The sequence below is a fragment of the Nocardioides sp. URHA0032 genome (assembly GCF_000620645.1).
GTDB lineage: Bacteria > Actinomycetota > Actinomycetes > Propionibacteriales > Nocardioidaceae > Nocardioides.
This window is the reverse complement of record NZ_KK211160.1, coordinates 360,540-385,015: the sequence shown is the minus strand read 5'-3', so window position 1 is coordinate 385,015 and position 24,476 is coordinate 360,540. Positions and strand designations below refer to the sequence as shown.

Annotated in this window: 25 protein-coding genes, 1 pseudogene and 1 riboswitch; of the genes and pseudogenes, 5 read left to right on the top strand and 21 right to left on the bottom strand. The window is 72.3% G+C overall.

Annotation, left to right across the window (positions count from 1 at the left end; genetic code table 11):
- Positions 1-108 precede the first annotated feature (108 nt).
- The 6 genes and pseudogenes from N538_RS28670 to dacB form a co-directional block, all read right to left on the bottom strand.
- Positions 109-249, bottom strand: a pseudogene (locus tag N538_RS28670) (hypoxanthine phosphoribosyltransferase); the annotation flags it as partial.
- 13 nt (positions 250-262) lie between these two features.
- Complete coding sequence (gene hpt, locus N538_RS0119985; protein WP_028638766.1) at positions 263-814, bottom strand: hypoxanthine phosphoribosyltransferase; 552 nt, start codon at positions 812-814, stop codon at positions 263-265.
- Between the two features lie 42 nt (positions 815-856).
- Complete coding sequence (locus tag N538_RS0119980) at positions 857-1,600, bottom strand: Ig-like domain-containing protein (RefSeq protein ID WP_028638765.1); 744 nt, start codon at positions 1,598-1,600, stop codon at positions 857-859.
- Between the two features lie 74 nt (positions 1,601-1,674).
- On the bottom strand, positions 1,675-2,634 hold the full coding sequence (gene tilS / locus N538_RS0119975; protein WP_028638764.1) for a tRNA lysidine(34) synthetase TilS: 960 nt from the start codon (positions 2,632-2,634) through the stop codon (positions 1,675-1,677).
- Positions 2,635-2,641: 7 nt separating this feature from the next.
- On the bottom strand, positions 2,642-3,667 hold the full coding sequence (locus N538_RS0119970) for a zinc-dependent metalloprotease (protein ID WP_231496280.1): 1,026 nt from the start codon (positions 3,665-3,667) through the stop codon (positions 2,642-2,644).
- Entirely contained in the window at positions 3,664-5,028 is a 1,365-nt protein-coding gene (gene dacB, locus N538_RS26450; RefSeq protein ID WP_051549471.1) for a D-alanyl-D-alanine carboxypeptidase/D-alanyl-D-alanine endopeptidase, read from the bottom strand. Before dacB ends, N538_RS0119970 begins: the two co-directional genes overlap by 4 nt.
- Positions 5,029-5,139: 111 nt before the next feature.
- Between dacB and N538_RS0119960 the strand changes: the two genes are divergently transcribed.
- Positions 5,140-5,631 (top strand): inorganic diphosphatase, encoded by a 492-nt coding sequence (locus tag N538_RS0119960; RefSeq protein WP_028638762.1) that lies wholly within the window; start codon positions 5,140-5,142, stop codon positions 5,629-5,631.
- An 18-nt stretch (positions 5,632-5,649) separates the two neighbouring features.
- Here the strand turns inward: N538_RS0119960 and N538_RS0119955 are convergent, their stop codons facing one another.
- The 8 genes from N538_RS0119955 to N538_RS0119920 form a co-directional block, all read right to left on the bottom strand.
- Entirely contained in the window at positions 5,650-7,611 is a 1,962-nt protein-coding gene (locus tag N538_RS0119955) for an acyl-CoA dehydrogenase family protein (RefSeq protein WP_028638761.1), read from the bottom strand.
- A 49-nt stretch (positions 7,612-7,660) separates the two neighbouring features.
- Positions 7,661-8,956, bottom strand: coding sequence for a C40 family peptidase (locus tag N538_RS27650; RefSeq protein WP_051549470.1), 1,296 nt, complete (start codon positions 8,954-8,956; stop codon positions 7,661-7,663).
- Between the two features lie 223 nt (positions 8,957-9,179).
- Complete coding sequence (locus N538_RS0119945) at positions 9,180-10,223, bottom strand: phosphatase PAP2 family protein (RefSeq protein ID WP_028638760.1); 1,044 nt, start codon at positions 10,221-10,223, stop codon at positions 9,180-9,182.
- Between the two features lie 18 nt (positions 10,224-10,241).
- Entirely contained in the window at positions 10,242-11,231 is a 990-nt protein-coding gene (locus N538_RS0119940; protein WP_028638759.1) for an ABC transporter ATP-binding protein, read from the bottom strand.
- Entirely contained in the window at positions 11,231-12,874 is a 1,644-nt protein-coding gene (locus N538_RS0119935) for an ABC transporter permease (RefSeq protein ID WP_036571579.1), read from the bottom strand. The genes N538_RS0119940 and N538_RS0119935 overlap by 1 nt, the downstream gene beginning before the upstream one ends.
- Positions 12,874-13,923: a thiamine ABC transporter substrate-binding protein gene (locus tag N538_RS0119930; RefSeq protein WP_051549468.1), complete on the bottom strand. Its 1,050-nt coding sequence runs from the start codon at positions 13,921-13,923 to the stop codon at positions 12,874-12,876. Before N538_RS0119930 ends, N538_RS0119935 begins: the two co-directional genes overlap by 1 nt.
- Positions 13,923-14,033, bottom strand: a riboswitch (TPP riboswitch). (Overlaps the previous gene by 1 nt.)
- Positions 14,034-14,103: 70 nt before the next feature.
- On the bottom strand, positions 14,104-14,973 hold the full coding sequence (locus N538_RS0119925; RefSeq protein ID WP_028638756.1) for an RNA polymerase sigma-70 factor: 870 nt from the start codon (positions 14,971-14,973) through the stop codon (positions 14,104-14,106).
- Positions 14,970-15,581, bottom strand: a complete 612-nt coding sequence (locus N538_RS0119920; RefSeq protein WP_028638755.1) for a carboxymuconolactone decarboxylase family protein — start codon at positions 15,579-15,581, stop codon at positions 14,970-14,972. The genes N538_RS0119925 and N538_RS0119920 overlap by 4 nt, the downstream gene beginning before the upstream one ends.
- 67 nt (positions 15,582-15,648) lie before the next feature.
- Here N538_RS0119920 and N538_RS26440 point away from each other — a divergent pair, with 67 nt between their 5' ends.
- Positions 15,649-16,578 (top strand): alpha/beta hydrolase, encoded by a 930-nt coding sequence (locus tag N538_RS26440; RefSeq protein WP_051549467.1) that lies wholly within the window; start codon positions 15,649-15,651, stop codon positions 16,576-16,578.
- Positions 16,548-17,003, top strand: coding sequence for a GNAT family N-acetyltransferase (locus tag N538_RS0119910; protein ID WP_081790600.1), 456 nt, complete (start codon positions 16,548-16,550; stop codon positions 17,001-17,003). The genes N538_RS26440 and N538_RS0119910 overlap by 31 nt, the downstream gene beginning before the upstream one ends.
- Here N538_RS0119910 and N538_RS0119905 read toward each other — a convergent pair.
- The 6 genes from N538_RS0119905 to N538_RS0119880 are packed head-to-tail and all read right to left on the bottom strand — an operon-like array spanning position 16,993 to position 21,930.
- On the bottom strand, positions 16,993-18,048 hold the full coding sequence (locus N538_RS0119905; RefSeq protein WP_028638753.1) for an MBL fold metallo-hydrolase: 1,056 nt from the start codon (positions 18,046-18,048) through the stop codon (positions 16,993-16,995). The two genes, N538_RS0119910 and N538_RS0119905, sit on opposite strands and share 11 nt — an antisense overlap.
- Before the next feature lie 10 nt (positions 18,049-18,058).
- Positions 18,059-18,865, bottom strand: a complete 807-nt coding sequence (locus N538_RS0119900; RefSeq protein ID WP_028638752.1) for an SDR family oxidoreductase — start codon at positions 18,863-18,865, stop codon at positions 18,059-18,061.
- Positions 18,862-19,947, bottom strand: a complete 1,086-nt coding sequence (locus N538_RS0119895) for an NAD(P)H-dependent amine dehydrogenase family protein (RefSeq protein ID WP_028638751.1) — start codon at positions 19,945-19,947, stop codon at positions 18,862-18,864. The genes N538_RS0119900 and N538_RS0119895 overlap by 4 nt, the downstream gene beginning before the upstream one ends.
- 21 nt (positions 19,948-19,968) lie before the next feature.
- On the bottom strand, positions 19,969-21,153 hold the full coding sequence (locus N538_RS0119890) for an oxidoreductase (RefSeq protein WP_028638750.1): 1,185 nt from the start codon (positions 21,151-21,153) through the stop codon (positions 19,969-19,971).
- A gap of 19 nt (positions 21,154-21,172) precedes the next feature.
- Positions 21,173-21,574, bottom strand: a complete 402-nt coding sequence (locus N538_RS0119885; protein ID WP_028638749.1) for a hypothetical protein — start codon at positions 21,572-21,574, stop codon at positions 21,173-21,175.
- A complete protein-coding gene (locus N538_RS0119880) occupies positions 21,571-21,930 on the bottom strand; it encodes a hypothetical protein (protein WP_036571375.1) in 360 nt (119 codons plus the stop codon). The genes N538_RS0119885 and N538_RS0119880 overlap by 4 nt, the downstream gene beginning before the upstream one ends.
- Here N538_RS0119880 and N538_RS0119875 point away from each other — a divergent pair.
- Together N538_RS0119875 and N538_RS26435 are read left to right on the top strand one after the other, a co-directional pair.
- On the top strand, positions 21,929-22,696 hold the full coding sequence (locus N538_RS0119875; protein WP_036571368.1) for a putative protein N(5)-glutamine methyltransferase: 768 nt from the start codon (positions 21,929-21,931) through the stop codon (positions 22,694-22,696). The two genes, N538_RS0119880 and N538_RS0119875, sit on opposite strands and share 2 nt — an antisense overlap.
- Positions 22,693-23,457 (top strand): MBL fold metallo-hydrolase, encoded by a 765-nt coding sequence (locus tag N538_RS26435; protein WP_036571365.1) that lies wholly within the window; start codon positions 22,693-22,695, stop codon positions 23,455-23,457. The genes N538_RS0119875 and N538_RS26435 overlap by 4 nt, the downstream gene beginning before the upstream one ends.
- Here the strand turns inward: N538_RS26435 and N538_RS0119865 are convergent.
- Positions 23,454-24,404: an endonuclease/exonuclease/phosphatase family protein gene (locus tag N538_RS0119865; RefSeq protein WP_155992286.1), complete on the bottom strand. Its 951-nt coding sequence runs from the start codon at positions 24,402-24,404 to the stop codon at positions 23,454-23,456. The genes N538_RS26435 and N538_RS0119865 overlap by 4 nt on opposite strands.
- Between the last annotated feature and the right edge of the window lie 72 nt (positions 24,405-24,476).

Sequence of the window (24,476 nt, the reverse complement as noted above, 5' to 3'; positions counted from 1 at the left end):
AGTCGACGGTACAGGCACCGCCGGCCCCTCCCATTGTCGCAGGCCGGTCCAGAGCCGACCCCTTCAGGCGTCGGGGTGGGCAAGCAGGCCCGGCGAGCCGACGATCCGCTACGAGTACACGTGCGGGGCGAGGGTGCCGATGTCGCGGAGGTTCCGGTAGCGCTCCCGGTAGTCGAGGCCGTAGCCGACGACGAACTCGTTGCCCGGAACGTGCTCAGCGTCCCAGCCGACGTACTTCACCTCGATCGGCGCACCGGACCGGTCAGGAGTACACGTGCGGGGCGAGGGTGCCGATGTCGCGGAGGTTCCGGTAGCGCTCCCGGTAGTCGAGGCCATAGCCGACGACGAACTCATTAGGAATGTCCCAGCCGACGTACTTCACCTCGATCGGCATGGTGAGGGCCTCGGGCTTGCGCAGCAACGTGCAGATCTCGACGCTCGCGGGGCTGCGCGAGGTCAGGTTCGAGGTCAGCCAGGACAGCGTCAGCCCGGTGTCGATGATCTCGTCGACGATGACCACGTGCCGGCCCGAGATGTCGGTGTCGAGGTCCTTGAGGATCCGCACGACACCGCTCGACTTGGTGCCGGAGCCGTACGACGACACCGCCATCCAGTCCATCTCGAGGTGCCGGGTGAAGCTGCGGGCCAGGTCCGCCATCACCATCACGGCCCCCCGGAGGATGCCGACGATGAGCAGATCCTTGCCCTGGTAGTCCGCCTCGATCTCGGCCGCGAGCTCCCGGAGCCGGCCCTGGATCTGCTCCTCCGTGAAGAGGACGTTGACCAGGTCGTTCTCCACGTGGGACGAGTCCATGGCGCAGACTCTAGATCAGCGAGGGTCGGGTCCCCGCGCCGCCTACTTCTTGACCGTCAGGGTGATCTTCTTCGAGGACTTCTTCACGAAGTCGTCCCCGAGGTACGACGCCTCGACGGTGTACTTGCCGGGCTTCTTCAGCTTCGGCAGCGTCAGGGTCAGCTGGCCGTGGTCCTTCTGCTTCAGGACGCCCACGACCTTCTTCCCGCCGACCGCGGCGGTGACCTTGCCGAGGACGGGGTAGACGTTCTTGCACCGCACCGTGATCGTGATGGCGCCCGCCTTGTTCACCTTGACGGTCCCCGGCTTGAGCTTGGCGGAGGTGGTCGACGCCTGGAGCGCGACCCTCGGGATCTCGGTGGTGCCCAGCGTGCGCACCTTGCGGAGACCGACCTTGATCGGGTCGCCGTTGTTGTACTCGAAGGTGCGGTACGGGTCCCCGGTGTCGGAGGAGACGACGATCAGGTAGTGGGCGTGGATCGGGACCTCGAGCCGGAAGTAGCCCTCCTGCCCGTCGGCGACGTCCTCGTACGTCAGGTCGCTCGCGACCGGCGCCTCGGCCGTGGGGTCGTCGAGCCAGGCCTCGACGTTGACGTCCTGGAGCGGGTGCTTCGCCTGGTCGGAGACCACGCCGACCAACCACGCCTTGCCGACCGGCGGCCGGGCCGCGGCGACAGCGGATGAGCCGGCGTCCGCGGCTGTCGGCGCGGCCGAGGCGGGCAGCGCCTGGGAGGCGACGATCAGGGCGCCACAGGCGGTGATCGCGGCGGCGATACGACGATGCATGGTTCTCCTCGGTTCCGGCACGCGTACGAGTGTGACGCCGCGAGGCGCTCCCCGTGACGCGAACGCCGGAACTCTCACCGTTCGAGGTGGAGGCGGCCGTCGCGCCGGGTGGCGCGGACCGGCCCCGGCAGGTCGACCCACTTCTGGCCGTGCCAGTCGGTCAGCAGGGCGTCGAGCCCGAGCACGTGCTCGTGGAACAGTTCCGACGCGGGGCTCCCGGCGGCCAGCGCGGCGAGGCGGAGCACCCGGCGCCGGACCGGGGCCGGCTGGGCCAGCAGCCCGTCGACGGGCAGGTCGGCGAGCTCGGCGTACGCCGCCTCCGCGACGTCGTCCAGCAGGTCCATGTCGGCGCGGAGCTGGTCGGCGGTGCGCGCGAGAGCCGCCGCCACACCGGGGCCGAGCTGTTCCTCGAGGACCGGCAGGACGGTGCGGCGGACCCGCACCCGGGCGTAGGCGGAGTCCTCGTTGTGCGGGTCCAGCCAGTACTCGATCCCCTCGACCTGGCAGGCGGTGACCGTGTCGTCGCGGGAGAGGTCGAGGAGCGGTCGCACGAACCGGTCGAACGAGCGGCGCATCCCTGCCAGCGACCGGCCGCCGGAGCCGCGGGCGAGGCCGAGCAGCACGGTCTCCGCCTGGTCGTCGCGGGTGTGGCCGAGCAGCACCGCCGCGGCGTCGAGTCGCTCCGCCAGCTCCTCGAGGACCGCGAACCGCGCGCGACGGGCAGCGGCCTCGGGGCCGAGCCCGGGTGCGTCCACCTGGACGGTCGCGGCGACGGTCTCGTCCGCGCCGAGGACGGCCATCTGGTCGACCACGTGGGCGGCGTGCGCCGCCGATCCCTCCTGGAGGCCGTGGTCGACGGTGGCGCCGACCACGTGCCAGCCGGCCCTCCTGCCCTCGAAGACGGTTGCTGCGAGCAGCGCCAGCGAGTCGGCTCCGCCGGAGCACGCGACCACGACGGTCCGGCCGGGGTCGACGCCGGAGAGCGAGCGGCGGACCGACCGGCGTACCGCCGCGACCGCCGGGTGCAGGCTCATCCGGGTGTCACAGCACCCGGTTGATCCAGGCCGGGGGATCGGCGATCTCGGCCTTGGAGGGCAGGTTCTCCGCCCGCTCCCAGACGGCGTTGAACTCGGCCATGCCCGCCTTGTCGACGACGGCGCGGACGAACCGGGCGCCGTCGCGGTACTGGGCCATCTTCGCGTCCAGGCCGAGGAGGCGACGCACGATCCGGTCGAGCGAGCCGGAGCCCTTGCGGCGCTTGTTGAACTTCGAGCGGATCGTGGCCACGGTCGGGATCACGCTCGGACCGACGCCGTCCATCACCACGTCGGCGTGGCCCTCGAGCAGCGACATGACGCCGGTGACCCGGTCCACGATCTCCTTCTGCTCCGGGCTGCCGATCGCGTCGATCAGGCTGCCCTCCCCCTTCACCACCTCCAGGATCCGGCCGAGGCCGTCGTCGAGGAGGCCGGTCGGCTCCAGGGTCTCCGCGAGGGCGTGCATCTCGTCGAGCAGGTGGTCGGCGAGCCAGGGTGTCGCGGTGAACTGGACCCGGTGGGTCTCCTCGTGGAGGCAGACCCAGAGCCGGAAGTCGTGCGGGTCGACGCCCAGCTCGCGCTCGACGTGGACGACGTTCGGCGCCACCAGCAGCAGCCGGCCGCTGGGCGGGTGGAACGGGTCGAACTGGCCGAGGACCTTGCCGGCGAGGAACCCGAGCAGCGCCCCGACCTCGGCGCCGGTGACCCGGGACCCGATCGCGAGCGACAGGCCGGACGGAGCGCCCTTCTTCGAGGTGAGCTTGTCGACCACCGGCGCCAGCACGGTCGCGAAGCCGTCGGCGTTCGCGGCGACCCAGCCGGCGCGGTCGACCACGAGGACCGGCGCGGTGCCCGACGCGGTGTCGAGGCCGGTGAAGTCACGGACCAGACCGGTCGAGCGGTGGGCATCCGCGCGCAACTCGGCCACGACCGCGGCAGCGTCGGCCCCGGAGACCCGGGGGCCCTCTCCCGCGAGACGGGACCCCAACGAGACCGCGAGGCCCCAGTCGACCATGCCGGCGCTGCTCATGGAGCGACCGTACCCGCGCCCCCGCAACGGCAGTCCGCGAGCGCGCTCGTCACGTCGTCGAGCGCGGCCCGCGCACCGAGGGTGTCGACCAGCGCGACCCGGTCGACCAGGAGCGCGAAGACCATCGGGGTACCGTCCCGGTCGATCACCGTGCCGGCGAGCCCAGTGACCCCGGACAGCGTGCCGGTCTTCGCGCGCACCAGCCCGCGGCCGGGGTCCCCGGCGTCGAACCGGTACTCGAGGGACCCGGTGAACCCGGCGACCGGGAGACCGGTCAGCACCGACCGGAGCTCCGGGTGCCCGGCCGACCCCGCCGTCTCCAGCACCGCGGTGAGGGTGTCCGGGTCGAGACGGTCCTCGCGGGACAGCCCGCTGCCGTCGTGGACGACCGCGCCCGTCGTGGGTACGCCGAGGGCTTCGAGGGTGTCGAGCACGCCGGCGACGCCGGCGACGGAGGACCCGACGCCGGAGGTGGCGAGCCCGACCTGGCGGGCGATCACCTCGGCCGCCTCGTTGTCGCTGGTGGCCAGCGTGTGCTCGACGATGAGCCCGAGCGGCTTGCTGGTCACCACCGCCAGCCGCGACGCCGCGTCGGGGGCGCGCCGTTCCTCCGGCGTACCCACGACGGTGACGCCGGCGCGGGTGAGCTCGGCGGCGAACTCCCGCGCGGCGGCCGCGGCCGGGTCAGTGGCGCTGCCGAACCCGCCGTTCGTCCTGCCCTCGTCGACCCACAGCGGCTCGATCGGCGCGACGACCCCCTCGGGCACGTACGTGTCCGGCCAGTGCGGGTTGACCGCCGGCCCGCTGAACAGGCTGGTGTCGAAGCCGACCCGGACCTTGCCACCGAGCTGCGGCGCCGCCTGCCGGGCGAGCCTGCGGAGGTCCACGTGGGACAGCAGCGGGTCCCCGCCGCCCACCAGGACCACGTGCCGTCCGTCGGCGACGACGGTGGTGTCGAAGGTGTGGTCGGGGCCGAGCGTCTCGAGCGCGGCGGTCGTGGTCAGCAGCTTGAGCGTCGATGCCGGCGTCGCCTCGCCCGTGCCGCGCGTGTAGAGCAGCGTGCCGTCGAGCCCGGCCACGGTCGCGAGGACGTGCGGGCCGAGGTCGGAGTCCTCGAGCAGGCCGGCGACGGCCCGGCGCACCTTCGCGGGGTCGGGGGTGCCGGTGGCGGCGGCGGCGACGGGCGCGGGCGTCCGGACGGCGGGGAGGTCCAGCCCGGGCGGCGGCGGGATCGCGGCCGGCTGGTCGGGCTCGGGGGCGCCGGGGTCCAGGAGGTACGCCGTCGTCGCGGCGGCGAGGACCGCCAGGACGAGGATCACGGGGAGCCAGAGCGTCAGGTGGCGTGCGTCACGTCCGCCCACTCGTCTCCCCTTCCCGACTCACTGTTTGCGGTCATTGTGCGGGAGACTGGACGAGGCCCGCGTCCCGGGCCCCTCGACGATGGACGACGCAGACGATTGCCGGAGGATGACGTGCTCGAGTTCGACGTGCTGGTGGAGATCCCCAAGGGTCAGCGCAACAAGTACGAGGTCGACCACGAGTCCGGCCGGATCCGGCTGGACCGGACGCTCTTCACCTCGACGCAGTACCCGGCCGACTACGGCTACATCGAGAACACCCTCGGCCTGGACGGCGACCCGCTCGACGCCCTCGTGCTGCTGCAGGAGCCGACCTTCCCCGGCTGCCTGATCCGGTGCCGCGCGATCGGCATGTTCCGGATGACCGACGAGGCCGGCGGCGACGACAAGGTCCTCTGCGTCCCGGCGACCGACCCGCGCCTCGAGCACCTGCGCGACATCTCGCACGTCTCGAAGTTCGACCGGCTCGAGATCCAGCACTTCTTCGAGGTCTACAAGGACCTCGAGCCCGGCAAGTCCGTCGAGGGCGCCGAGTGGGTCGGCCGCACCGAGGCCGAGGCCGAGGTGCAGGCGTCGTTCAAGCGGCTCGCGACCGACGGCCACTGACCCGGTCGCAGCGGTCCGTCACCCCACGAGGTCGGGTGACCGGAGCATCTCCGGCGGCACCGCCCAGGCGTCGACCAGGTCGACCGCGATCGGGCGGATCTTGCGGCACAGGTTGTTCACCTCGCGGCTGATCGTCTTCGAGCGCTGCACCGTCAGCCGCCCGTGCTCCATGAACCAGGCACGGTCGGCCTCGATCGTGGACAGCGCGAAGAGGTCGCGGAGCAGGTTCAGCGCGACCTTGTTGTCGCCGTCCGGTACGGCGCGGGCCTTCTCGACGAACGCCTCGAGCACCAGGCGCTCGACGTGCGCGTTCGCGGCCGCGACCACGTGGTCCTGGACGTGGGAGAACACCTGGCCGGGGTTCATCTTCTGGTCGATGCCGCGCTTGAGGCGACGGGCGACGCCGGCGAGCATGTGCTCCTCGCGGAACCGCAGCATCGCGAGCTGGTACTCCGGGTCGAGGAGGCCGGCCTCCTGGTCCCACTCGTCACCGCCGGGGAGCAGGTCCTTCACCCGCTCGAACAGCTTGTGGACCGACGTCTTCTCGATGACGGTCTCGACCGCGAGGTTCGTGACGAAGCGGACCATGCCGAGCTGGTCCAGGTCCTCGAACTCGCTCGCGTAGTCGGTGAGCAGGCCCTTGGCGACGAGCTGCAGCAGCACGTGGTTGTCGCCCTCGAACGTCGTGAAGATGTCGCTGTCGGCCTTGAGCGCGGCGAACCGGTTGACCGCCAGGTAGCCGGCACCGCCGCACGCCTCGCGGCACTCCTGGATGGTGCGGGTCGCGTGCCAGGTCCCGAGCGCCTTGGTGCCGGCGGCGCGGGACTCCAGCTCGCGCCGGGTGTGCTCGTCGTCGGTGATGCCGGAGAAGACGTCGTGCAGCTGACCCGAGACGACCTCCTGCGCGAAGTGCAGCGCGTAGGTGCGCGCGATCAACGGGAACAGCCGGCGCTGGTGCAGCCCGTAGTCGAGCAGCAGCTCCTCCTCGGTGTCCGAGGTGGCCTCGAACTGCCGGCGACGGACGGCGTACTTCGTCGCGATCGCGAGCGCCACCTTGGCCGCGTTGATGCCCGCCCCGCCGACGCAGACCCGGCCCTGGACCAGGGTGCCGAGCATGGTGAAGAAGCGCTTGTGGGGGTTCTCGATCGGGCTCTCGTAGCGGCCCTCGGGCGTCACGTCGGCGAACCGGTTGAGCAGCGCGGTGCGCGGCACGCGGACGCCGTCGAACCAGAGTCGCCCGTTGTCGACGCCGTTGAGGCCCAGCTTGCGGCCGTCGTCCTCGATGCGTACGTCGGCGCACGGCTCGCCGTCCTCGCGGATCGGGACGACGAACGCGTGCACGCCCTCGGACGTGCCGCCGACCTCGAGCTGCGCGAAGACGACCGCGAGCTCGGCGTGCTTCGCGGCGTTGCCGATGTAGTCCTTGCGCGCGGACTCGGTCGTCGTCGTGATCACGAACTCCTGCGCGTCCGCGTCGTACGTGGCGACCGTGCCGAGCGCCTGGACGTTGGAGCCGTGGCCGGTCTCGGTCATCGCGAAGCAGCCCATCACCTTCCCGCTGACCAGGTCCGCGAGGTAGGCGTCGTGGTGGTGCTTGCTGCCGAGCTGGAGGATCGCGCCGCCGAACAGCCCGAACTGGACGCCGACCTTCACGAGGACCGAGAGGTCGCCGTACGCGAGGGTCTCGAACGCCGCGATGGACGCGCCGATGTCGCCGCCGCCGCCGTACTCCTCGGGGAAGCCCATGCCGGTCTGGCCGGTCGCGGCCATCTCGACGACGACCTCGCGGACCCGCTCGCGGAAGTCGTCGACGGACAGCTCCTCCGCCTGTTCGAGGATGTCGGCGTACGTCGCGAGGTTGGCCCGGACCAGGTCGCGGACCTCGGCGTACCTGCCGTCGAGCAGGGCGGTCAGGGCGGGTACGTCGACCTCGGGCTGGACGTAGCCGGTCGTCGGCGGCGCCGCGGTGTCGGTGGCCATGTCCGTCCGTTACCCGCGCCGACGACTCGCCAAGCAGTGATCTGGACCGCTACGGGCGGGCGAAGAAGTTCGGCGAGATCCAGTAGTACATCGAGGTCTCCTCGACGTTCTCACCGGTCCGGGGCGCCTGGATGATCCGGCCGCCGCCGACGTAGAGGGCGACGTGGTAGATCGACGACGGGTCGCTGGACGAACCCCAGAAGACCAGGTCCCCGGGCTGGAGCTGGCTCGCCGACACGGGCGTGGACTGCTCGTACTGCGCGACCGAGTAGTGCGGCAGCGGCTTCCCGCCCGCGCCCCAGGCGCCCATCGTGAGACCCGAGCAGTCCCACGCGCCCGGGCCCGCGGCGCCCCAGCGGTACGGCTCGCCGATCTGGGCCCGGGCGAACGCGATCGCCGCGGATGCGCCCGAGGCCGGTGGCGGCGGGGTGGGGTCGGGCGTGGGGGTGGGCGTCGGATCCGGGGTGGGCGTCGGGTCCGGGGTCGACGTCGGGTTCGGGGTCGGCGTGGGGGTCGACTCCGGGGTGGGGGTCGGAGTCGGCGTGCCGGCGGACTGCTGCCCCTGCTGCTCCTGCTCGTGCCGGGCGGCGGCCGCGGCGGCTGCGGCGGCCTGCTCCTCGAGGGCGGACTGCCGCTGCTGCGCGAGCCGGACGCTGACGTGCTGGAGCTCGGCGAGCCGGCCGATCAGCGCGGTCTTCTCCGCGGCGATCGAGGACGCCTGTGCGGCGGCCTGGTCGGCGGCGGCCTGCGCGGCCACCTTGGCGTCCCTGGCCTCCTGCTGCGCGGCGACGGCCGCGTCCTCGGCGTCCTCCGCCTGGCTGGTGGCGACGTCGGCGAGCGTCGCCGAGGCGCGGTACCGGTCGTAGGTGTCGTCCATCGCGCTCTCGGCGTTCTGCAGCGCGGTGGTGCGCTCGACGACGGTGTCGATGCCGTCGGAGCTGACGATGCCGGCGAGCGCGGTGAGGGTGGGCGACATCTCGTAGGACGACACCAGCGCGTCGCCGTACGACTCCTGCTGGCGGCGTACGTCGGCGGCGGCGGTCCGGGACCGCTGGCGGGCCTCGCGGGCGGCCTTGCGGGCCTCGGCCGCCTTCCAGCGCGCGCCGTTGTAGGCCTCAGCGGCCTGAGCGGCGACGACCGCGGACTGCTCAAGCGCCTGGTTGGCGACGACCAGCCGGGCGCGGACACCGGCCACGGTGCCGGCGGTGTGACGGACCGCGGCGCGGGCGTCGCGGACGTCCTGCCGGGTGGGGGTCCCGTGGTCGTCCGCGACCGCCGCGCCGCTGATGGCACCGCCCGTGACGAGCACCAGGGCCAGAGCCGCTGCCGCGCCGCTCGCACGCACCGTGTCATCCCCCTCGTCGTCACTGCCGCCCCATGCGGCACTCGGAGCACGCTAGACAACTTTTGTCACAAAGGGAACGAATTCCTCGACTTTTTCTCGAACGCACGGCGTGTCGGCTTGACGAACTACACGCGTGTAACTCTTCGAAGACTGCGGTAGTCCCTGCCGAAAATGCTCTCCGGGCATGCCGAAACCGACATTTCGGGCAGGGACTACCCCGACCTCAGCGCTCGACCGGCACCCGCGAGTCGGTGGTGGTGGGGTGCGAGGAGAGGCCCTGCCGGTCGAACTTCTGGCCGCTGGCGAGCCCGCCGACCCAGAAGGACACGAACGCGATCATCACGCCGGCGATGTCGTCGGCGATGTAGTGCCAGCCGAAGTAGAGGGTGGCGACGACGGTGAAGGAGAAGTTGACCCAGAAGACGATCTTCAGCCAGCGGGCGCGGACGGTGTACTGCACCATCAGCGCGACCAGCAGGGTGATCGCGACGTGCAGGCTCGCGAAGCCCGCGACAGACTGGACGGTGTCGGTGCTCCCCGCCCACAGCACGATGTGCCGGCCGTTGGCCAGCGACTCCATCAGCTGGCTGGCCGGGGTGTTCGGCAGGCCCTCGTAGAGCCAGACGTACTTCAGGCCGGGGCCCAGGGTCGGCAGCGCGTAGTACGACGCGGTGCCGAGCGTCCACGCGAGGCACTGCGAGGTCACGAACCAGTAGCCGAACGACAGGTTGCGCGACCACACCAGCCAGACGGTGACCGCGATGGGGACGAGCGGCAGGAACCACAGGTAGACGAACGACAGCGGCCAGGCCATGAAGCCCTCGCCGAAGATGTGGTGGAGGAGGACGGCGGGGTCGTGTCCGAAGAGCAGGGCCCGGTCCAGCATGTGCAGCTCGCGGTCGTACTTGGTCGAGATGACCGAGGGCAGGAACGACTTGAGGTTCCGGTAGCTCACGTACACGACGTAGAAGCACACGACGCCGAGGGCCACCAGGGTGAGCCGCTCCCGGTTCCAGTGCGTCCGCCAGCGCTCCCGGACGACGGCGGGCATCAGCTTGGGGTTCATCCTCGACAGCCACAACGCGCGCGGCAGCAGGTCGATCAGCACCGCGGCGCCGAGCAGGATGGGCAGCCGCGCCCAGGACGGGCCGAGGAAGCTGCCGTCGGGGTCGACGAGCCGCTTGTCGTAGACGATCGCGACGACGATCGCGGCCACGCCCATGAAGACGGCGTTCCCCACGAGGAGGACATAGGCGCGGCGGTACACGCCCGCCAGTCTAGGGAGTCAGCCGGCGTACGGCGTCGGCGCCAACCGTGAGGCGTCCACCACGAGCGCGACGCGGTCGCCGGCGCCCGGGTGCGAGTCGAGCCTCGCCACGGCGTCGAGCTCGCCGATGCCGTCCACGTCGACCACCAGCCGGATCTGCTCGGGGGTGACCCGGCCGGACGCGACGGTCCCCGACAACGGTCCGCTCGCGGCCACGACCAGGGCCGAGCGCCGTACGGCGACCGCGGGCGCCGCGGGCAGCTCCGCGGCCCGGAGCAGCGCCGCGGCCGGCGCACCGGAGAGGACGCGTGCGTACCCGAGGAACAGCGCCGTCTCCGCGTCCGCGGGGGCCCGCCAGACCTGGGCGATGTCGCCCTGCTGGACGATGCGGCCGTCGCGCATCACCGCCAGCCGGTCCGCCACCGCGAACGCCTCCTCCTGGTCGTGGGTGACCATGAGCGCCGTGGTGCCGGCCTGGCGCAGGATGTCGCGCAGGTCTGCGGCCAGCCGCTCGCGCAGCCCGGCATCCAGCGCGGACAGGGGCTCGTCGAGCAGCAGCAGCCGCGGCTGCACGGCCAGCGAGCGGGCCAGCGCGACCCGCTGCCGCTCCCCGCCGGAGAGGGTGGCGGGCAGCCGGTCCTCGTACCCGGAGAGACCGACGAGCGCGAGCAGCTCGCGCACCCTGCTCGCCGCGCCCGGCGTACGCCGCAGCCGGAGCGCGTAGCCGACGTTGCGCGCGACGGTGAGGTGCCCGAACAGCTGCCCGTCCTGGAACATCAGCGCGAACCCGCGCTTGTGGGTCGGTACGGCGGCCAGGTCGGCGCCGTCCCAGCAGATCCGGCCGGCCGCGGTCGGCTCCAGCCCGGCGATCGCCCGGAGCATCGTGGACTTCCCCGAGCCGCTCGGGCCGAGCACCGCCAGCACGTGGCCGTCCTCGAGGGCGAGCGAGGCGTCGACGACGGCGGGCCTGCCGTCGTAGGCGATCGTGACGCCGTCGAGGGTGAGCACTAGAACGACCCCACCGACGGGACGCGGAGCCGCTCGACGAGCAGCATGACCAGGGCGGTGGTGGCGGCGAGGACGACGGAGGCGGCGAGGGCCATGCCGTAGTTCATCGCACCCGGGTGCCCGATCAGGTGGAAGATCACGATCGGCATCGTCGGGTGGTCCTCGCGGGCGAGGAACGACGTCGCCCCGAACTCGCCGAGCGAGACCGCGAAGGCGAAGCCGGCGGCGGCGAGCAGCGGCTTCCACATCACCGGCAGGTCGACGGTCACGAACGTCCGCAGCGGGCCAGCCCCGAGCGACGCCGCGGCCTGCCGCTGCCGGTCGTCGACACCACCGAGGGCCGGCGCGAGGGTGCGGACGACAAGGGGGAGCGCCACCAGGGCCTGCGCGACCGGGACCAGCAGCAGCGAGTCGCGGAAGTCGACCGGCGGCCGGTCGAGCGTGATCAGGAACCCGAAGCCGAGCGTCACCGCGGACACCCCGAGGGGCAGCATGAACAGGCCGTCGAGCAACCCGCGCGCGCGGCGTTCGGCACGGGTGCGCGAGCGCCGGGTGACCGCGACGGCGACCAGCAGCCCGAGCGACAGCGACATCCAGGTCGCGTCGACGGCGGTCCGCAGCGAGGTGGTCAGGGCGTCGGTGACCGGCACCAGGAGCGCGTTCCGCGACCCCTCGGTGGTCAGCGCGCGGTAGTTCGCCAACCCGTACCCGTCGCCGACCTGCAGCGAGCCGACGACGAGCGCGCCGATCGGCAGGCCGACGAGCACGACGACCACCAGCGTCGACAGGACACCGGGCCAGTCCCCGCGGGAGACCCGCGGCGGCCGGCCCGTCGACCGCGCCAGGGTCGGGTCGGGCACCGCCCGCAGCCGGCTGGTGACGAACAGCAGGCCGGTGATCGCGAGCAGCTGCACGATCGAGAGGGCCGCGGCCGCCTGGAGGTCGAGGAGGTTCGTGGTGAGGAGGTAGATCTCGGTCTCGACCGAGGAGTACCGCAGGCCGCCGAGGGTCAGCACCACCCCGAACGCGGTCGCGCAGAACAGGAACACCACGCTCGCCGCCGACACGATCGCCGGCCGCAGCATCGGCAGCGTGACGGTGCGGAACACGTACGCCGGGCTCGCGCCGAGCGCGGCCGCGGCCTCGGCCGGCCGCGGGTCGATCGACTCCCACGCGGCGCCGACCGCGCGGATCACGACCGCGACGTTGAAGAACACCAGACCGGCGACGATCGCGCCCGCCGAGCCGTCGAGGCCGAGGAAGCCCAGCGGCCCGGCCTCGCCGATCAGCTCGCGGAACGCCACGCCGACGACCACGGTCGGCAGCACGAACGGCACCAGCAGCAGTGCGCGGAGCGCCCGCCGCCCCGGGAACCGGCGCCGGTGCAGGAGGTGGGCCGCAGGGATGCCGAGCAGCAGCGAGAACGCCGTACCGGCGAGTGCGGACCAGACGGTGAACCAGACGACCCGGTGCACCCGCGGCCGGGCCAGCACCTCCGCGACCGCTCCCGGGTCGAGCTTCCCGTCGGCCCAGAAGCCCTCGGAGAGCATCCCGAGCACCGGCAGCACGAAGAAGACGCCGAGCACCACGAGCGGCACCGCAGCCAGCCCCGCCAGGGTGAGTGGCCGTGACCACCTGGTCATCATCGGGACGTGAGGTCGCTCCACTCGCGCAGCCACTCGTCGCGGTGCGCGCTGATGTCCGCAGGAGCCACGGCGTACGGGTCCGTCGGCTGCACGGCGAACCTCGCCCACTCCGCCGGCAGCTCGACCGAGGAGTCGACGGGGAAGACGTACATGCTGTCCGGGAGCGCGGCCTGCACCTCCGGGGTCAGCAGGAAGTCGATCAGCGCCTCGGCGCCGTCCGGGTTCTCGGCGCCGGCGAGCACGCCGGCGTACTCGACCTGCCGGAAGCAGGTGTCCAGCAGTGCGCTCGTCGAGGACTTCCCGTCGGAGACCGTGAACGCCGGTGAGGAGTCGTAGGACAGCACGATCGGCCGGTCGCCCTTGCCGCCGCCCTGGGTGAAGTCGACCTCGTAGGCCTGCGACCACCCGTCGTCGAGCTTGGCGCCGTTGGCCATCAGCTTCGACCACCAGTCCTGCCAGCCGTCCTCGCCGTACGCCGCGATGGTGGTGAGCAGGAACGCCATGCCCGGCGAGCTGGTGGTGGCGCCCGGGGTGACGAACAGGTCGCGGTACCGGGGGTCGACGAGGTCGTCGAGGGCCTTCGGCGGCGCGAGGTGGTGGGCGGCGAACCAGGTGTCGTCGACGTTGACGCACACGCTGGCGTCGTCGATCGGCGTGAGGTCGTGGGCCTTGCCGTCCGCACCGTCCCCGGGCAGCCGGTACCGGTCGGCACCGGTCGGGAGCTGCGCGTCGTACGGCGCGAACACGCCCTCGTCGAGCGCCCGGGAGGCGAAGGTGTTGTCGACGCCGAACGACACGTCGCCGAGCGGGTCGTCCTTGGTGAGGACCAGCTTGTTGGTGAGGACCCCGGCGTCACCGGACCCGCGGACCACGAGGTCGTAGCCGGACTCCTGCTCGAACTGCCGGATGAGCGGCTTCGGCAGCGCGAACGAGTCGTGGGTGACGAGCACGACCCGGTCGAACGACGGCCCGTCGCCGCCGCTGTCCTGCCCGATCGCCGAGCAGCCCGTGGCCACGAGGACCAGGGCAGGCGCCAAGGCCAGCATGCGTCTCAACTCCGACTCCCTTCGCCGGTGCTAACCGGAGCAGGTTCGTAGGGTCTGCGGCTGATCCGCACTCTCAGCACGTGGTGAGGCGTGCTCCCCTGTCTTCTGATGTCGAGGGTAGCGGAGACCCGCCAGCGGCTCCGCTGAAGGTGGTCGAGCGAGACGCGCGAAGCGCCGCCCTCACCTCGTGAGCGTGACGGCGGCGTCCAGCCGGGCGAGCTTGGCCGGGTTGCGGACGACGTAGAGTCCCGTGACCAGGCCGTCCTCCACGACCATCGACGCGATCGTGTCGAGCTCGCCGTCGACCACCACGCGCAGCGCCGGGGCGCCGTTGACGACGACCACGTCGGCGACCGCGTCGAGGCCAGCGCTGACCGCGTCGAGGAACCGGACCACCTTCTCGCGCCCGAGGATCGGCCGCAGCGCGGCCTTCTTCACGCCGCCGCCGTCGGTGATCAGCACGACGTCCGGCGCGAGCACGTCCATCAGGCTCTGGATGTCGCCGGTGGCCACCGCGTTGAGGAAGCCCTGCATCGCCCGGTCGTGCTCCGACGAGGTCGGCGCGCCCTGCGGCCGACGCTCGTCGACGTGGGCCCGGGCGCGGTGCGCGATCTGGCGTACGGCGGCCGGCGTCTTGTCGACGGCTGCCGCGATCTCGTCGTACCCGAAGGCGAAGACCTCGCGCAGCACGAACACCGCGCGCTCGGTGTGACCGAGCGACTCGAGCAGGGTGAGCATCGCCATCGACACGCTGTCGGCGAGCTCGACGTCCTCGGCCACGTCCGGGGTGGTGAGGAGCGGCTCGGGCAGCCACGGGCCGACGTAGGACTCGCGGCGGCGGGCGTTGGTGCGCATCCGGTTCAGGGCCAGCCGGGTGGTGATCCGGACCAGGTAGGCGCGCTCGTCGCGCACCTCGGCGGCGTCCACCTCGGACCAGCGCAGCCAGGTCTCCTGGAGGACGTCCTCGGCGTCCGCCGCGGAGCCGAGCATCTCGTAGGCCACCGTGAAGAGCAGGTTGCGGTGCTCGACGAAGACGTCCGTGTTCCTCATGCGTGCCCCGATGGGTCCCGCGGTGCGTCCCTCACAGCACCCGACGGTACGGCGAGCGGCAGCTCGCACACATCCGAATAACCCTGGCTCTGCAGCCCGGCGGCGGAGTTGAAGCGCGACCGCATGTTCTCGACCGCGACGATCTGGGTGAGCTCGACGACCGCGCGTGTCCCGAGCTGGGCGAGCAGGCTGGCGGTCATCTCGTCGGTGACCGTCATCGGCGTCGTGGACATGGCCTCGGCGTACGCCAGCACCTCGCGCTCCAGCGGGGTGAACACGCCCGACTCGCGCCACCGGGGCACCTCGCGGACCTTCGCCTCGTCGAGACCGTCGTTGTGGGCGAGGAAGTAGCCGAAGTCCATGCACCAGCTGCACCCGATCACGGACGCGCTCGCGAGCTGGGCGTACGACTTCAGCGACGGGTCGAGCTCGCGCCACTTGGCGACCTTGCCCTCGAAGCCGAGGACCGCCTTGAGCACCGGCTTGTGGTGGAAGTAGACGTGGACCCCGTCCGGGACCTCGCCGTAGGTCCGGCGGGCGTACGCCGTGAGGAACTTGCCGTAGAGGCCCGTCACGGGGGCCTTGGGGATGCGGAACGTGCTGGGCATGCTGACTCCTCGTTCTCGATCGTCGACCACGAGACACCGACCACCGCGGATCTGTGACACTCCCCCCATGCGCCCGAGCCGTCGACACGAGCTCCTCGCCTGGGCCCTCCCCCGACTGCGGGGCAGCGCCGAGCTCGAGAGCCCGGAGGCCGAGCGCGCCGCCCTCCTGGCGTGGCAGGCGAAGGCACGATCGACGACGAAGGGCGGGGTCCGCCGCGAGCTGGTGCCGCGCTTCGAGAAGCGCTTCTCGGTCCTCACCGAGGAGCTGAAGGGGGCGAGCGGCGAGTTCCCGTCGTACGTGATCACCCCGCGCGGCAGCGACCCGCACCGGACCGTCGTCTACCTGCACGGCGGCGGGTACGTCGCCGGGGTCGACCCGTTCCACGTCCGCTACCTGGCGCGCCTCGCGACCGCGCTCGACGCGCGGATCGTGCTGCCGGACTACCCACTCGCGCCCGCCCACACGTGGCGCGACTCCCACGACCAGGTCGCCGACCTGACCGAGCGCTGGGCGGCGGACTCCGACGACCTGGTGCTGGCGGGGGACTCGGCCGGCGGTGGCTTCGCGCTCGCGGTCGCACTGACGCTCCGGGACCGCGGCGGCCCGCAGCCCGGCCGGCTGCTCCTGCACTCGCCCTGGGTGGACCTGACGACCAGCACCCCGGAGACGGCGGCGTACTCCGCGGACGACCCGTGGCTCTTCCTCGGGAAGCTCGAGGCGTACGCCGGCTGGTGGGCCGGCACCCACGAGGACCTCGGCCGCCCGGAGGTGTCGCCGGCGCTGGGCGACCTGGCCGGACTGCCGCCGGCGCTGACGTTCTGCGGCACGCGCGACACCCTCGCGCCGGGCTGCCGCCTGCTCGCGCGGCGCGCGGCCGAGGCCGGCTGGGACCTCACGTACGTCGAGCGGCCCGGACTCCTCCACGTCTATCCCCTGCTGCCCCTGATCCCGGAAGCGAGAGACGCATGGCGAAGCACACTGGCATTCCTCCGCTGAGGGCCGTCGCGGTTCCCTTCGACCGGCTCGATCCCTATGCGGTGTACGCGATCTGCAAGCTGCGGCAGGACGTCTTCGTCGTAGAGCAGCAGTGTCCCTACCCCGATCTCGACGCCCGGGACGTCGACCCGGAGACCAGGCACGTGCTCCTGACCATCGACGACGCGCTGCTCGGCTACGGCCGGGTGCTCGACGAGGGCGAGACCTGGCGGATCGGTCGCGTCCTCCTCGCGCCCGATGCCCGTGGACGCGGCTGGGCAGACCTGATCATGAGGACCGCGTTGGACGTCTCGAAGGGCCGTGACGTCGTCCTCGACGCGCAGTCGCCGCTGGTGCGTTGGTACGCGTCTCTCGGGTTCGAGGTCGACGGACCGGAGTTCCTCGAGGACGGGATCCCGCACACCCCGATGCGGCTCAGCCGGTAGCGGAGTAGCGCACGCCGTCCGCGGTGTGCTCGGCGCTCGCCCGGCCCTGCGCGACGAGCAGGTCCAGGTGCGCCTTGGTCTCCATCGAGGCCATCCCCTGGGCGAAGAGGTCCAGCTCGTCGTACGCGTGGTCGTGGCGGGTCCACGGCAGGTGGTGGGCGACCTGGTGCCCGGTGAGCGGGCCACCGGCGAGGGCGGCGAGGCTGAGGTCGAGCCGCTTCTCGTGGTGCACGAGGAGCTCGTCCACCCGGGCGTGCGAGGACGGCGCGACCGGACCGTGCGCGGGCAGGATCGTCAGGTCGGGCAGCGCGCGCACCTTGGTGAGCGAGGCCATGAAGTCGCCGAGCGGGTCGGCCACGGCCGGCACCGTGAAGCCGATCGACGGCGTGATCGTCGGCAGCACGTGGTCGCCCGCGAAGAGCAGGCCGGCGGCCTGCTCGGCGAACACGAAGTGGCCGGGCGTGTGGCCGGGCGTGTGCACGGCGTCCAGGGTGCGGTCGCCGACCGCGATCCGCTGGTCGCCCACGAGCCAGGTGTGCGGGTACTGCCACCACGCCGGGTCCGGCAGCTCGGCCGGACCGGCCGCCCACTGGTCGGCGACCTCGTGCGCGCCGGCGGTACGCAGCACGTCGAGGAACGGGTTGCCGGTGAGCTCGAGCTTGCCGTTGAGCAGGTCCAGGCCCGGCTTCTCGTCGAGGCCGAGCGCGACGTCGGCGGCGTACTCGTGGCCGAGCACGGTCGCCAGCGTGTAGTGGTCGCGGTGGATGTGGGTGACCAGGAAGCGCCGGATGTCGCCGAAGCCGAAACCGATGTCGCGCAGGCAGCGCTCGAGCAGGTCGCGGGCGACCTCGATCGACCAGCCGCCGTCGATCAGCGTGAGGCCGTCGTCGGTCTCGATCGCGTACACGTTGACGGCCTTGAGCCCGTCCATCGGCAGCGGCAGCGGGATCCGGTGGATCCCGTCGGCCACCCGCCACGCGCCTTCCTTGCTCCAGTGCTCGCCCGAGTCCGGCGAGACGGCGTGCGCCGTGGAGGTCGTGGTCACGGGTCGGACCCTACGGCGCGATGTCCGGGAACCCGAGGTCGAGGGTCGGTTGCTGGATGCCGCCGTCGATCTCGAGCAGCTTGCCGGTGACGTACTGCCCGGCCTTCGAGGCGAGGTAGAGGACACCGGCCGCGATGTCCTCGGGCTCGCCGACGCGGCCGAGCGGCGTCTTCGTCTCGAGCTGGCTCATCATCTCGGGCTGGCCGGCGACGTACTCGAGGGCGCTGGTCATGATCGAGCCGACGTAGATCCCGTTGACGCGGATCCGCGGCGCGAGGTCCCGGGCGGCCATCTTGGTCCAGTGCGCGAGCGCGGCCTTGGCGGTGCCGTAGGCGATGAAGCCGCGGTCCGCCGTCCGGCCCATCATCGAGCTGATCGTGACGACGCTCTTCTGGGCGCCGTCGTCGTCCTGCAGCATCAGCGGCACGGCCGCCCTGGTCAGCGCATGGGCGGTGGTGACGTTGAACGCGAACGCCTCGTTGAGGAACTCGTTGCTGGTCTTGAGGAACTCGGTCGGGAACGTGCCGCCGACGTTGTTCACGACCGTGTCGAGCCGGCCGAACTCGTCGTACGCCGCCTGCGCGAGGCCGGCGACGGCGTCCAGGTCGCTGAGGTCGGCCGGTACGACGAGGCACCGCCGTCCGGCGGCGCGGACCTGCTCGGCGACCCGGTCCAGCTGGCGCTCCGTGCGCGCGGAGATGAGGACGTCGGCGCCCGCCTCGGCGAGGGCGACGGCCGTGCCTGCGCCGAGCCCGCGGCCGGCGCCCGTGACGATCGCGACCTGGCCGGGGATCGCAAAGCGGTCGAGGATGGTCATGCCTTGCTCACCAGGCCCTTCCCGGTCACCAGCGGCAGGTCGAGCGCGGTCACCAGGCCGCCCTTCGCCGCGACCACGGCCGGGACCGTGTTCACGATCCGCTGCGCGGTGACGATCATCCCGGACACGTTGTGGTCGCCGTGCTCGCCGTGGTGGACGAAGTCGCACTGCATGAAGGGCTCTCCCTTGATCACGATGCGGTAGCAGCCGTCACCCTCGGGCGGGGTCGGCCACTCGGGCACCTGGTCGGGCGCCGTACGGGTGATGTGGTCGAGCACGACGCGGGGCACGCCCTCGACCTTGCCGATCACCTGGAACCGGACGGCGCCCATGGTGCCGGCCTTCACCTCGCCCGACACGCTCTCGGTGTCGACCTCCGCCGGGCGTCGGTCGACGTCCTCGGTCAGCGGCTCGTCCAGGGTGATCCCGAGCCCGGCGGCGAGCTGCCGGACCACGCTGCCCCAGGCCATGCTCAGGATCCCGGGCGCGAAGAGGAACCCGGGCTGGTCCATCGGCTTGCCGAAGCCGAACAGGTCGTTCATCACGACCGGCTGGTAGTACGTCGAGTAGTCGCAGATCTCCATGACCCGCACCTCGTCGATGCGCTGGCTGAGGCTGGTGAGGACCAGCGGCAGCACGTCGTTCGCGAAGCCCGGGTCGATGCCGTTGACGTGCAGGCTCGCTCCGGTCCGCTCCCCGGCCTTGGTGATCCGCTCCATCAGCTCCGGCGGCAGGATCTGCTCCGGCCACTGCAGCAGCACCGGGCCGCTCGAGGTCACGTTCACCCCCGCCTCGAGGAACCCGGTCAGGTCCTCGATGGCCTCGAACACCCGGTCGTCGGTCATCGCGGTGTGCACGATCGCGTCCGGCTTCATCGCCAGCAGCTCGTCGCGGTCCGTGGTCGCCGGGACCCCGAGCTCGCGGCCCAGCTCGGCCAGCTCGCCGGCGTCCTTGCCGTGCTTGGCGGGGTTCGACACCCACACCCCGACCAGCTCGAGGTCCGGGTGCGCGTCGATGCCGGCGATCGCGTGCCGCCCGACGGTGCCCGTGGACCAGACGACGACCTTCAGTGGTTCTGCCATGCGGTCAACCTAGAACATGTTCTAGTTTCGCGGAAGGGGCGCCGCCGTGATGACCGGGCAGCGGGTCCCGGAGTAGATGGTCGGCATGCAGCGGTTGCAGTGGATGCAGACGCCCGCGTCGGCCTGCTCGGACTGGAGCCGGTCGACCAGGTCGGGCTCGCGGAGCAGCGCCCTGCCCATCGCCACGAAGTCGAAGCCGTCGGCCACCGCCTGCTCCATCGTGTCGCGGCGGTTGATGCCGCCGAGCAGCATCAACGGCAGGGACAGCCCGGCGCGGAACCGCAGCGCCTTCTCCCGGAAGTAGGCCTCCTCGAACGGGTAGCTCTTGAGGAAGCCCTTGCCGACCGGGGTCTTCATGCCGAGTCGTACGACGAGCGGCATGGTCGAGGCGAACTCCGAGACCGGGGCCTCACCGCGGAACAGGTACATCGGGTTCATCAGCGACGAGCCGCCGCTCATCTGCAGCGCGTCCAGGCATCCGTCGGCCTCGAGCAGCTGCGCGTACGCCAGCCCCTCCTCGGTCGTGACCCCACCCTTGAACCCGTCGGAGAGCGAGACCTTGGCCGTGAGCGCCACCTCCGCACCCACCTCGTCGCGTACGGCGCGCGCGACCTGGCGCCCCAGCCGGGCGCGGTTCTCCAGCGAGCCGCCCCACCGGTCCTTGCGGCGGTTCAGCCCGGGCGCGAGGAAGGAGGAGATCAGGTAGCTGTGCGCCATGTGCAGCTCGAGCACGTCGAAGCCGGCCCGGACCAGCGTCCGGGCGGCACTGACGTACGCCCGGGTGATCCGGGTCAGGTCCGCCTCGGAGGCCGACCCGATCATCTGCATCGACAGCGGGCTCGGCATCCGCGACGCGCTGAGCGCCTTGACCCCGTTGGACCGGCCGTTGGCGACCGGGCCGGCGTGCCCCACCTGGCCGGCGATCGCGGCGCCGGTCGCGTGGATCGCGTCGGTGAGCCGCTGCAGCCCGGCCAGCGAGTGCTCGCCCACGACGATCTGCTCGCGGTGGGTGCGGCCCTCCGGCGCGATCGCGAGGTACGCGACCGTGGTGAGGCCGACGCCGCCGCGGGTGACCGACGCGTGGTACTCGATCAGCTCGTCGGTGACCTGCCCCTCGGGCGTGCGGCCCTCGAAGGTGGCGGCCTTGACGGTCCGGTTGCGCAGCCGCACCGGGCCCAGGGTCGCGGGGGCGAAGACGTCGGTCACGAGCCGAATCTAGAACACGTTACAGATTCGTGCGAGTGTCCTGCTTCTGCCGCCGCAGCCACAGCAGGCCGGCGATCGGCAGCACCGCGGGCACGAAGCCGTAGCCGATGCCGTAGTCCGACCACACCGACGCGTCGGGGAACCAGCGCTCGACCGCGATGCTCAGCGTGCCGACGGTGAGCACGCCCGCCAGCTCGATCCAGAGCATCACGCTCGCGAATCCCGTGCGGCCGGCCGACGCCTCGCGGATCGCGTACCACCCGAGCGCGTAGGTGACCGCCGCCGCGAGCGAGAGCCAGTACGCGACCGGCGCCTCGTCGTACTGCGTGGTCAGCTGGACGAGCGCCCGCGCACCGGCGGCGAGGGTGAACAGGGCGTAGAACGCGAGCAGGACCTTGTGCGGCCCCGAGCGGGTGCTCATGCGGTCATCTCCAGTCGTACGGCGATCACGCCGATCGCGAGCGCGGCGACCGCGACGACCGCCGACGACCAGACGGCCCGATCGCCCTCGATCGACTTCATCGCGATCGGCAGCACGCAGATCGACGCGATCAGGTAGCCGACGTACGTCGAGGTCGAGTCGGGCTCGTCGTCACCCACCAGCGGGCCGAGGCCGGCGAGGGCCCGGACGATGAGCAGCAGCTCGAGCATCCACACCATCTGGTCCAGCCAGCGCGGCCGCTCCCGGCGACGCAGAGCGATGACGAGCGCGAGCACCGCGACGAGGACGGCGTACCCGACCACGATGTAGGTGATCTGGGTGGAGACGCTCGGCATGGGAGCATCATCGGCCATGGATGCCGACGTCCTCACAGCCACCCTCCGGGCGGCGGGGTGCGTCTTCGCCGAGGAGGAGGCCGCGCTGCTCCTGCGCGAGGCAGCGGACGAGGACGCGCTCGCCGCGATGGTCGCCCGTCGGGTCGGGGGCGAGCCCCTGGAGCAGGTGGTCGGGTACGCCGAGTTCTGCGGGCTGCGGATCGCGGTGGCTCGCGGGGTGTTCGTGCCCCGCCAGCGCTCGAGGGCACTGGTCGACGCGGCCGCCGCCGGCCTGCACGCCGGCGACGTGGTCGTCGACCTCTGTTGCGGGACGGGCGCCCTCGGGGCCGCAGTCCTCGCAGCCGTCCCCGGCATCGAGCTGCACGCCGCCGACATCGACCCGGCCGCGGTCGCCTGCGCGAGACGCAACGTGCCGCGCGTCCACGAGGGTGACCTGTACGACGCGCTGCCGGACGACCTCCGCGGCCGGGTGACGGTCATCGTCGCCAACGCGCCGTACGTGCCGACCGACGCGATCGCGACGATGCCGCCCGAGGCCCGCGACCACGAGCACCGGGTCGCCCTCGACGGCGGCGCCGACGGGCTCGACGTGCAGCGCCGGGTGATCGCGGGGGCGCCCGACTGGCTCGCGCCGGGGGGTCGGGTGCTCGTCGAGTCCAGCGACCGTCAGGCGGCCGTCAGTGCGGCGCTGATGGCGGCGGCCGGACTGGACGCCGAGGTCGACGGCCAGGCGGTCGCCGGCACGCGCACTACAGTCCAACCGTGAGCACCGGCCTCGCCCTCACCTGGTGGGGGCACGCCTCGACGACCGTCGAGATCGGTGGCGCGCGGGTCGCGACCGACCCCCTGCTGGGCGACCGGCTACTGCACCTGCGGCGGTACGCCGCCCGCCCGGCCGCCCGCGCGTTCGAGGCCGACGTGGTGCTGATCTCGCACCTCCACCACGACCACCTGCACCTGCCGTCGCTGCGCCGCTTCGGCCGCGAGCTGCCGATCCTGGTGCCGCGCGGCGGGGAGTCGCTGCTGCGGTCGATGGGCGCCGATCGCGTGCAGCCCGTCGCCCCCGGCGACGTGCTCGAGGTCGCCGGCGTGACCGTCACGGTGCTGCCCGCGACCCACGACGGCGGCCGCGGCCCGCACACGAAGGTGACCGGACCGGCGCTGGGGTTCCGGGTCGACGGCGGCGACCGCTCGTTCTGGTTCCCCGGCGACACCGAGCTGCGCCCGGACATGGGGAAGGTCGGCCACGTCGACCTGGCTCTGGTCCCGATCGGCGGGTGGGGTCCGACCCTCGAGGACGGCCACATGAACCCGGTCGACGGCGCAGCCGCGGTGCTCGCCGTCGGCGCGACCGTCGCGGTCCCGGTGCACTGGGGGACGTTCTGGCCGGTCGGCCTGCGCCGGGTCGCGAAGGCCAACCACGAGCGGCTGTTCACCACACCGGGGCAGCGGTTCCTCGAGGCCATGGCGGGCCAGGCCGAGGTCAGCGCACTGCTCGCGGAGCCCGGCGTGCGGCTCTCGTTCTAGGACAGCACCAGTCGCGCGAGCAGCGCGTTGTGGTCGCTGTTGAATCCGCCGAGCACCCACTGGCCGGCGAACCGGATCCGCCCCTCGGCGTACGCCTGACGGTCGGCCCAGACGTAGTCGATGTTGCGGCCGTTCTCCGGGTAGGTGGGCGGGACGTCCATCCCGAGCTTCATGTACGACGAGATCGCGATCGGTCCCAGCGTCGCCCGCGGCGCGCTCGAGAGGTGGTGCACGGCATCCGCGCGGGCGTCGAAGTTGTAGTCGCCCGTGCCGACGATCCAGCGCCCGGGCACCTGCTTCCAGATGTCGGCGATGCGGTGCAGCTGGTTGCGGGCCCGGTAGGCGTTGATCGTCGGCGTCCACCGGCCCGGCCGCGCGAAGTCCTCGATCTTCTGCGGGAGGTGGGCGTCGACGACGGTGAGCAGCCGGCCGGTGAGCCGGTGCTGCAGCGTGACGGTGACAACCAACCGGTTGCCGAACGGATACCGGCCCTCGCGGTAGCTCACGCCGAACGCGACCTGGCGCTGGCGCGCGGCGACGAGCCGGAACTCCGAGGCCCGCCACGACACCGCGAGCTCGGAGTGCCGCTGGCCGAAGGGGAAGGTCCTGGTCTGCCAGCCGGGCAGGTCGTGCAGCGCCCCGGCGAACCGGTCCGCCTCTTGCCAGCCGACCACGTCGACCCCGGGGTGCCGGGTCAGCCGCATCGCGTCCTGGTGGGCATGCGCGGTCGAGAGCCGGCGGAACATGTTGAAGCTGGCGACCCCGACGGCCGCAGGCTTGAGGTGCACGGGCGCGACGCCGTGGGTCCCCTGGCCGCCCGCCACCCGCTGCGGGTCGGGCGTGCGCGGCTCGACGGCGCGGGCCGAGGTCGTCATCGACGTGGTGGTGATCTGCGCCGGCGGCTGCGGGTCGTCGTCGACGAACGGCGCGACCGCCAGCGCAGCCACGGTCGCGATCAGCAGGAGTGGCGGCGGCCCCGCCCAGCGCAACCCTCGCCGGGGCAGGGGTCGGCCGAGGTC

Excerpts from the sequence above, each read along its gene's own strand:
- hpt (WP_028638766.1), bottom strand. The coding sequence starts at position 814 with ATGGACTCGTCCCACGTGGAGAACGACCTGGTCAACGTCCTCTTCACG.
- N538_RS0119980 (WP_028638765.1), bottom strand. The coding sequence starts at position 1,600 with ATGCATCGTCGTATCGCCGCCGCGATCACCGCCTGTGGCGCCCTGATC.
- tilS (WP_028638764.1), bottom strand. The coding sequence starts at position 2,634 with ATGAGCCTGCACCCGGCGGTCGCGGCGGTACGCCGGTCGGTCCGCCGC.
- N538_RS0119970 (WP_231496280.1), bottom strand. The coding sequence starts at position 3,667 with ATGAGCAGCGCCGGCATGGTCGACTGGGGCCTCGCGGTCTCGTTGGGG.
- N538_RS0119955 (WP_028638761.1), bottom strand. The coding sequence starts at position 7,611 with ATGGCCACCGACACCGCGGCGCCGCCGACGACCGGCTACGTCCAGCCC.
- N538_RS0119935 (WP_036571579.1), bottom strand. The coding sequence starts at position 12,874 with ATGACCAGGTGGTCACGGCCACTCACCCTGGCGGGGCTGGCTGCGGTG.
- N538_RS0119930 (WP_051549468.1), bottom strand. The coding sequence starts at position 13,923 with ATGCTGGCCTTGGCGCCTGCCCTGGTCCTCGTGGCCACGGGCTGCTCG.
- N538_RS0119925 (WP_028638756.1), bottom strand. The coding sequence starts at position 14,973 with ATGAGGAACACGGACGTCTTCGTCGAGCACCGCAACCTGCTCTTCACG.
- N538_RS0119920 (WP_028638755.1), bottom strand. The coding sequence starts at position 15,581 with ATGCCCAGCACGTTCCGCATCCCCAAGGCCCCCGTGACGGGCCTCTAC.
- N538_RS26440 (WP_051549467.1), top strand. The coding sequence starts at position 15,649 with ATGCGCCCGAGCCGTCGACACGAGCTCCTCGCCTGGGCCCTCCCCCGA.
- N538_RS0119910 (WP_081790600.1), top strand. The coding sequence starts at position 16,548 with ATGGCGAAGCACACTGGCATTCCTCCGCTGAGGGCCGTCGCGGTTCCC.
- N538_RS0119900 (WP_028638752.1), bottom strand. The coding sequence starts at position 18,865 with ATGACCATCCTCGACCGCTTTGCGATCCCCGGCCAGGTCGCGATCGTC.
- N538_RS0119895 (WP_028638751.1), bottom strand. The coding sequence starts at position 19,947 with ATGGCAGAACCACTGAAGGTCGTCGTCTGGTCCACGGGCACCGTCGGG.
- N538_RS0119885 (WP_028638749.1), bottom strand. The coding sequence starts at position 21,574 with ATGAGCACCCGCTCGGGGCCGCACAAGGTCCTGCTCGCGTTCTACGCC.
- N538_RS0119875 (WP_036571368.1), top strand. The coding sequence starts at position 21,929 with ATGGGAGCATCATCGGCCATGGATGCCGACGTCCTCACAGCCACCCTC.
- N538_RS0119880 (WP_036571375.1), bottom strand. The coding sequence starts at position 21,930 with ATGCCGAGCGTCTCCACCCAGATCACCTACATCGTGGTCGGGTACGCC.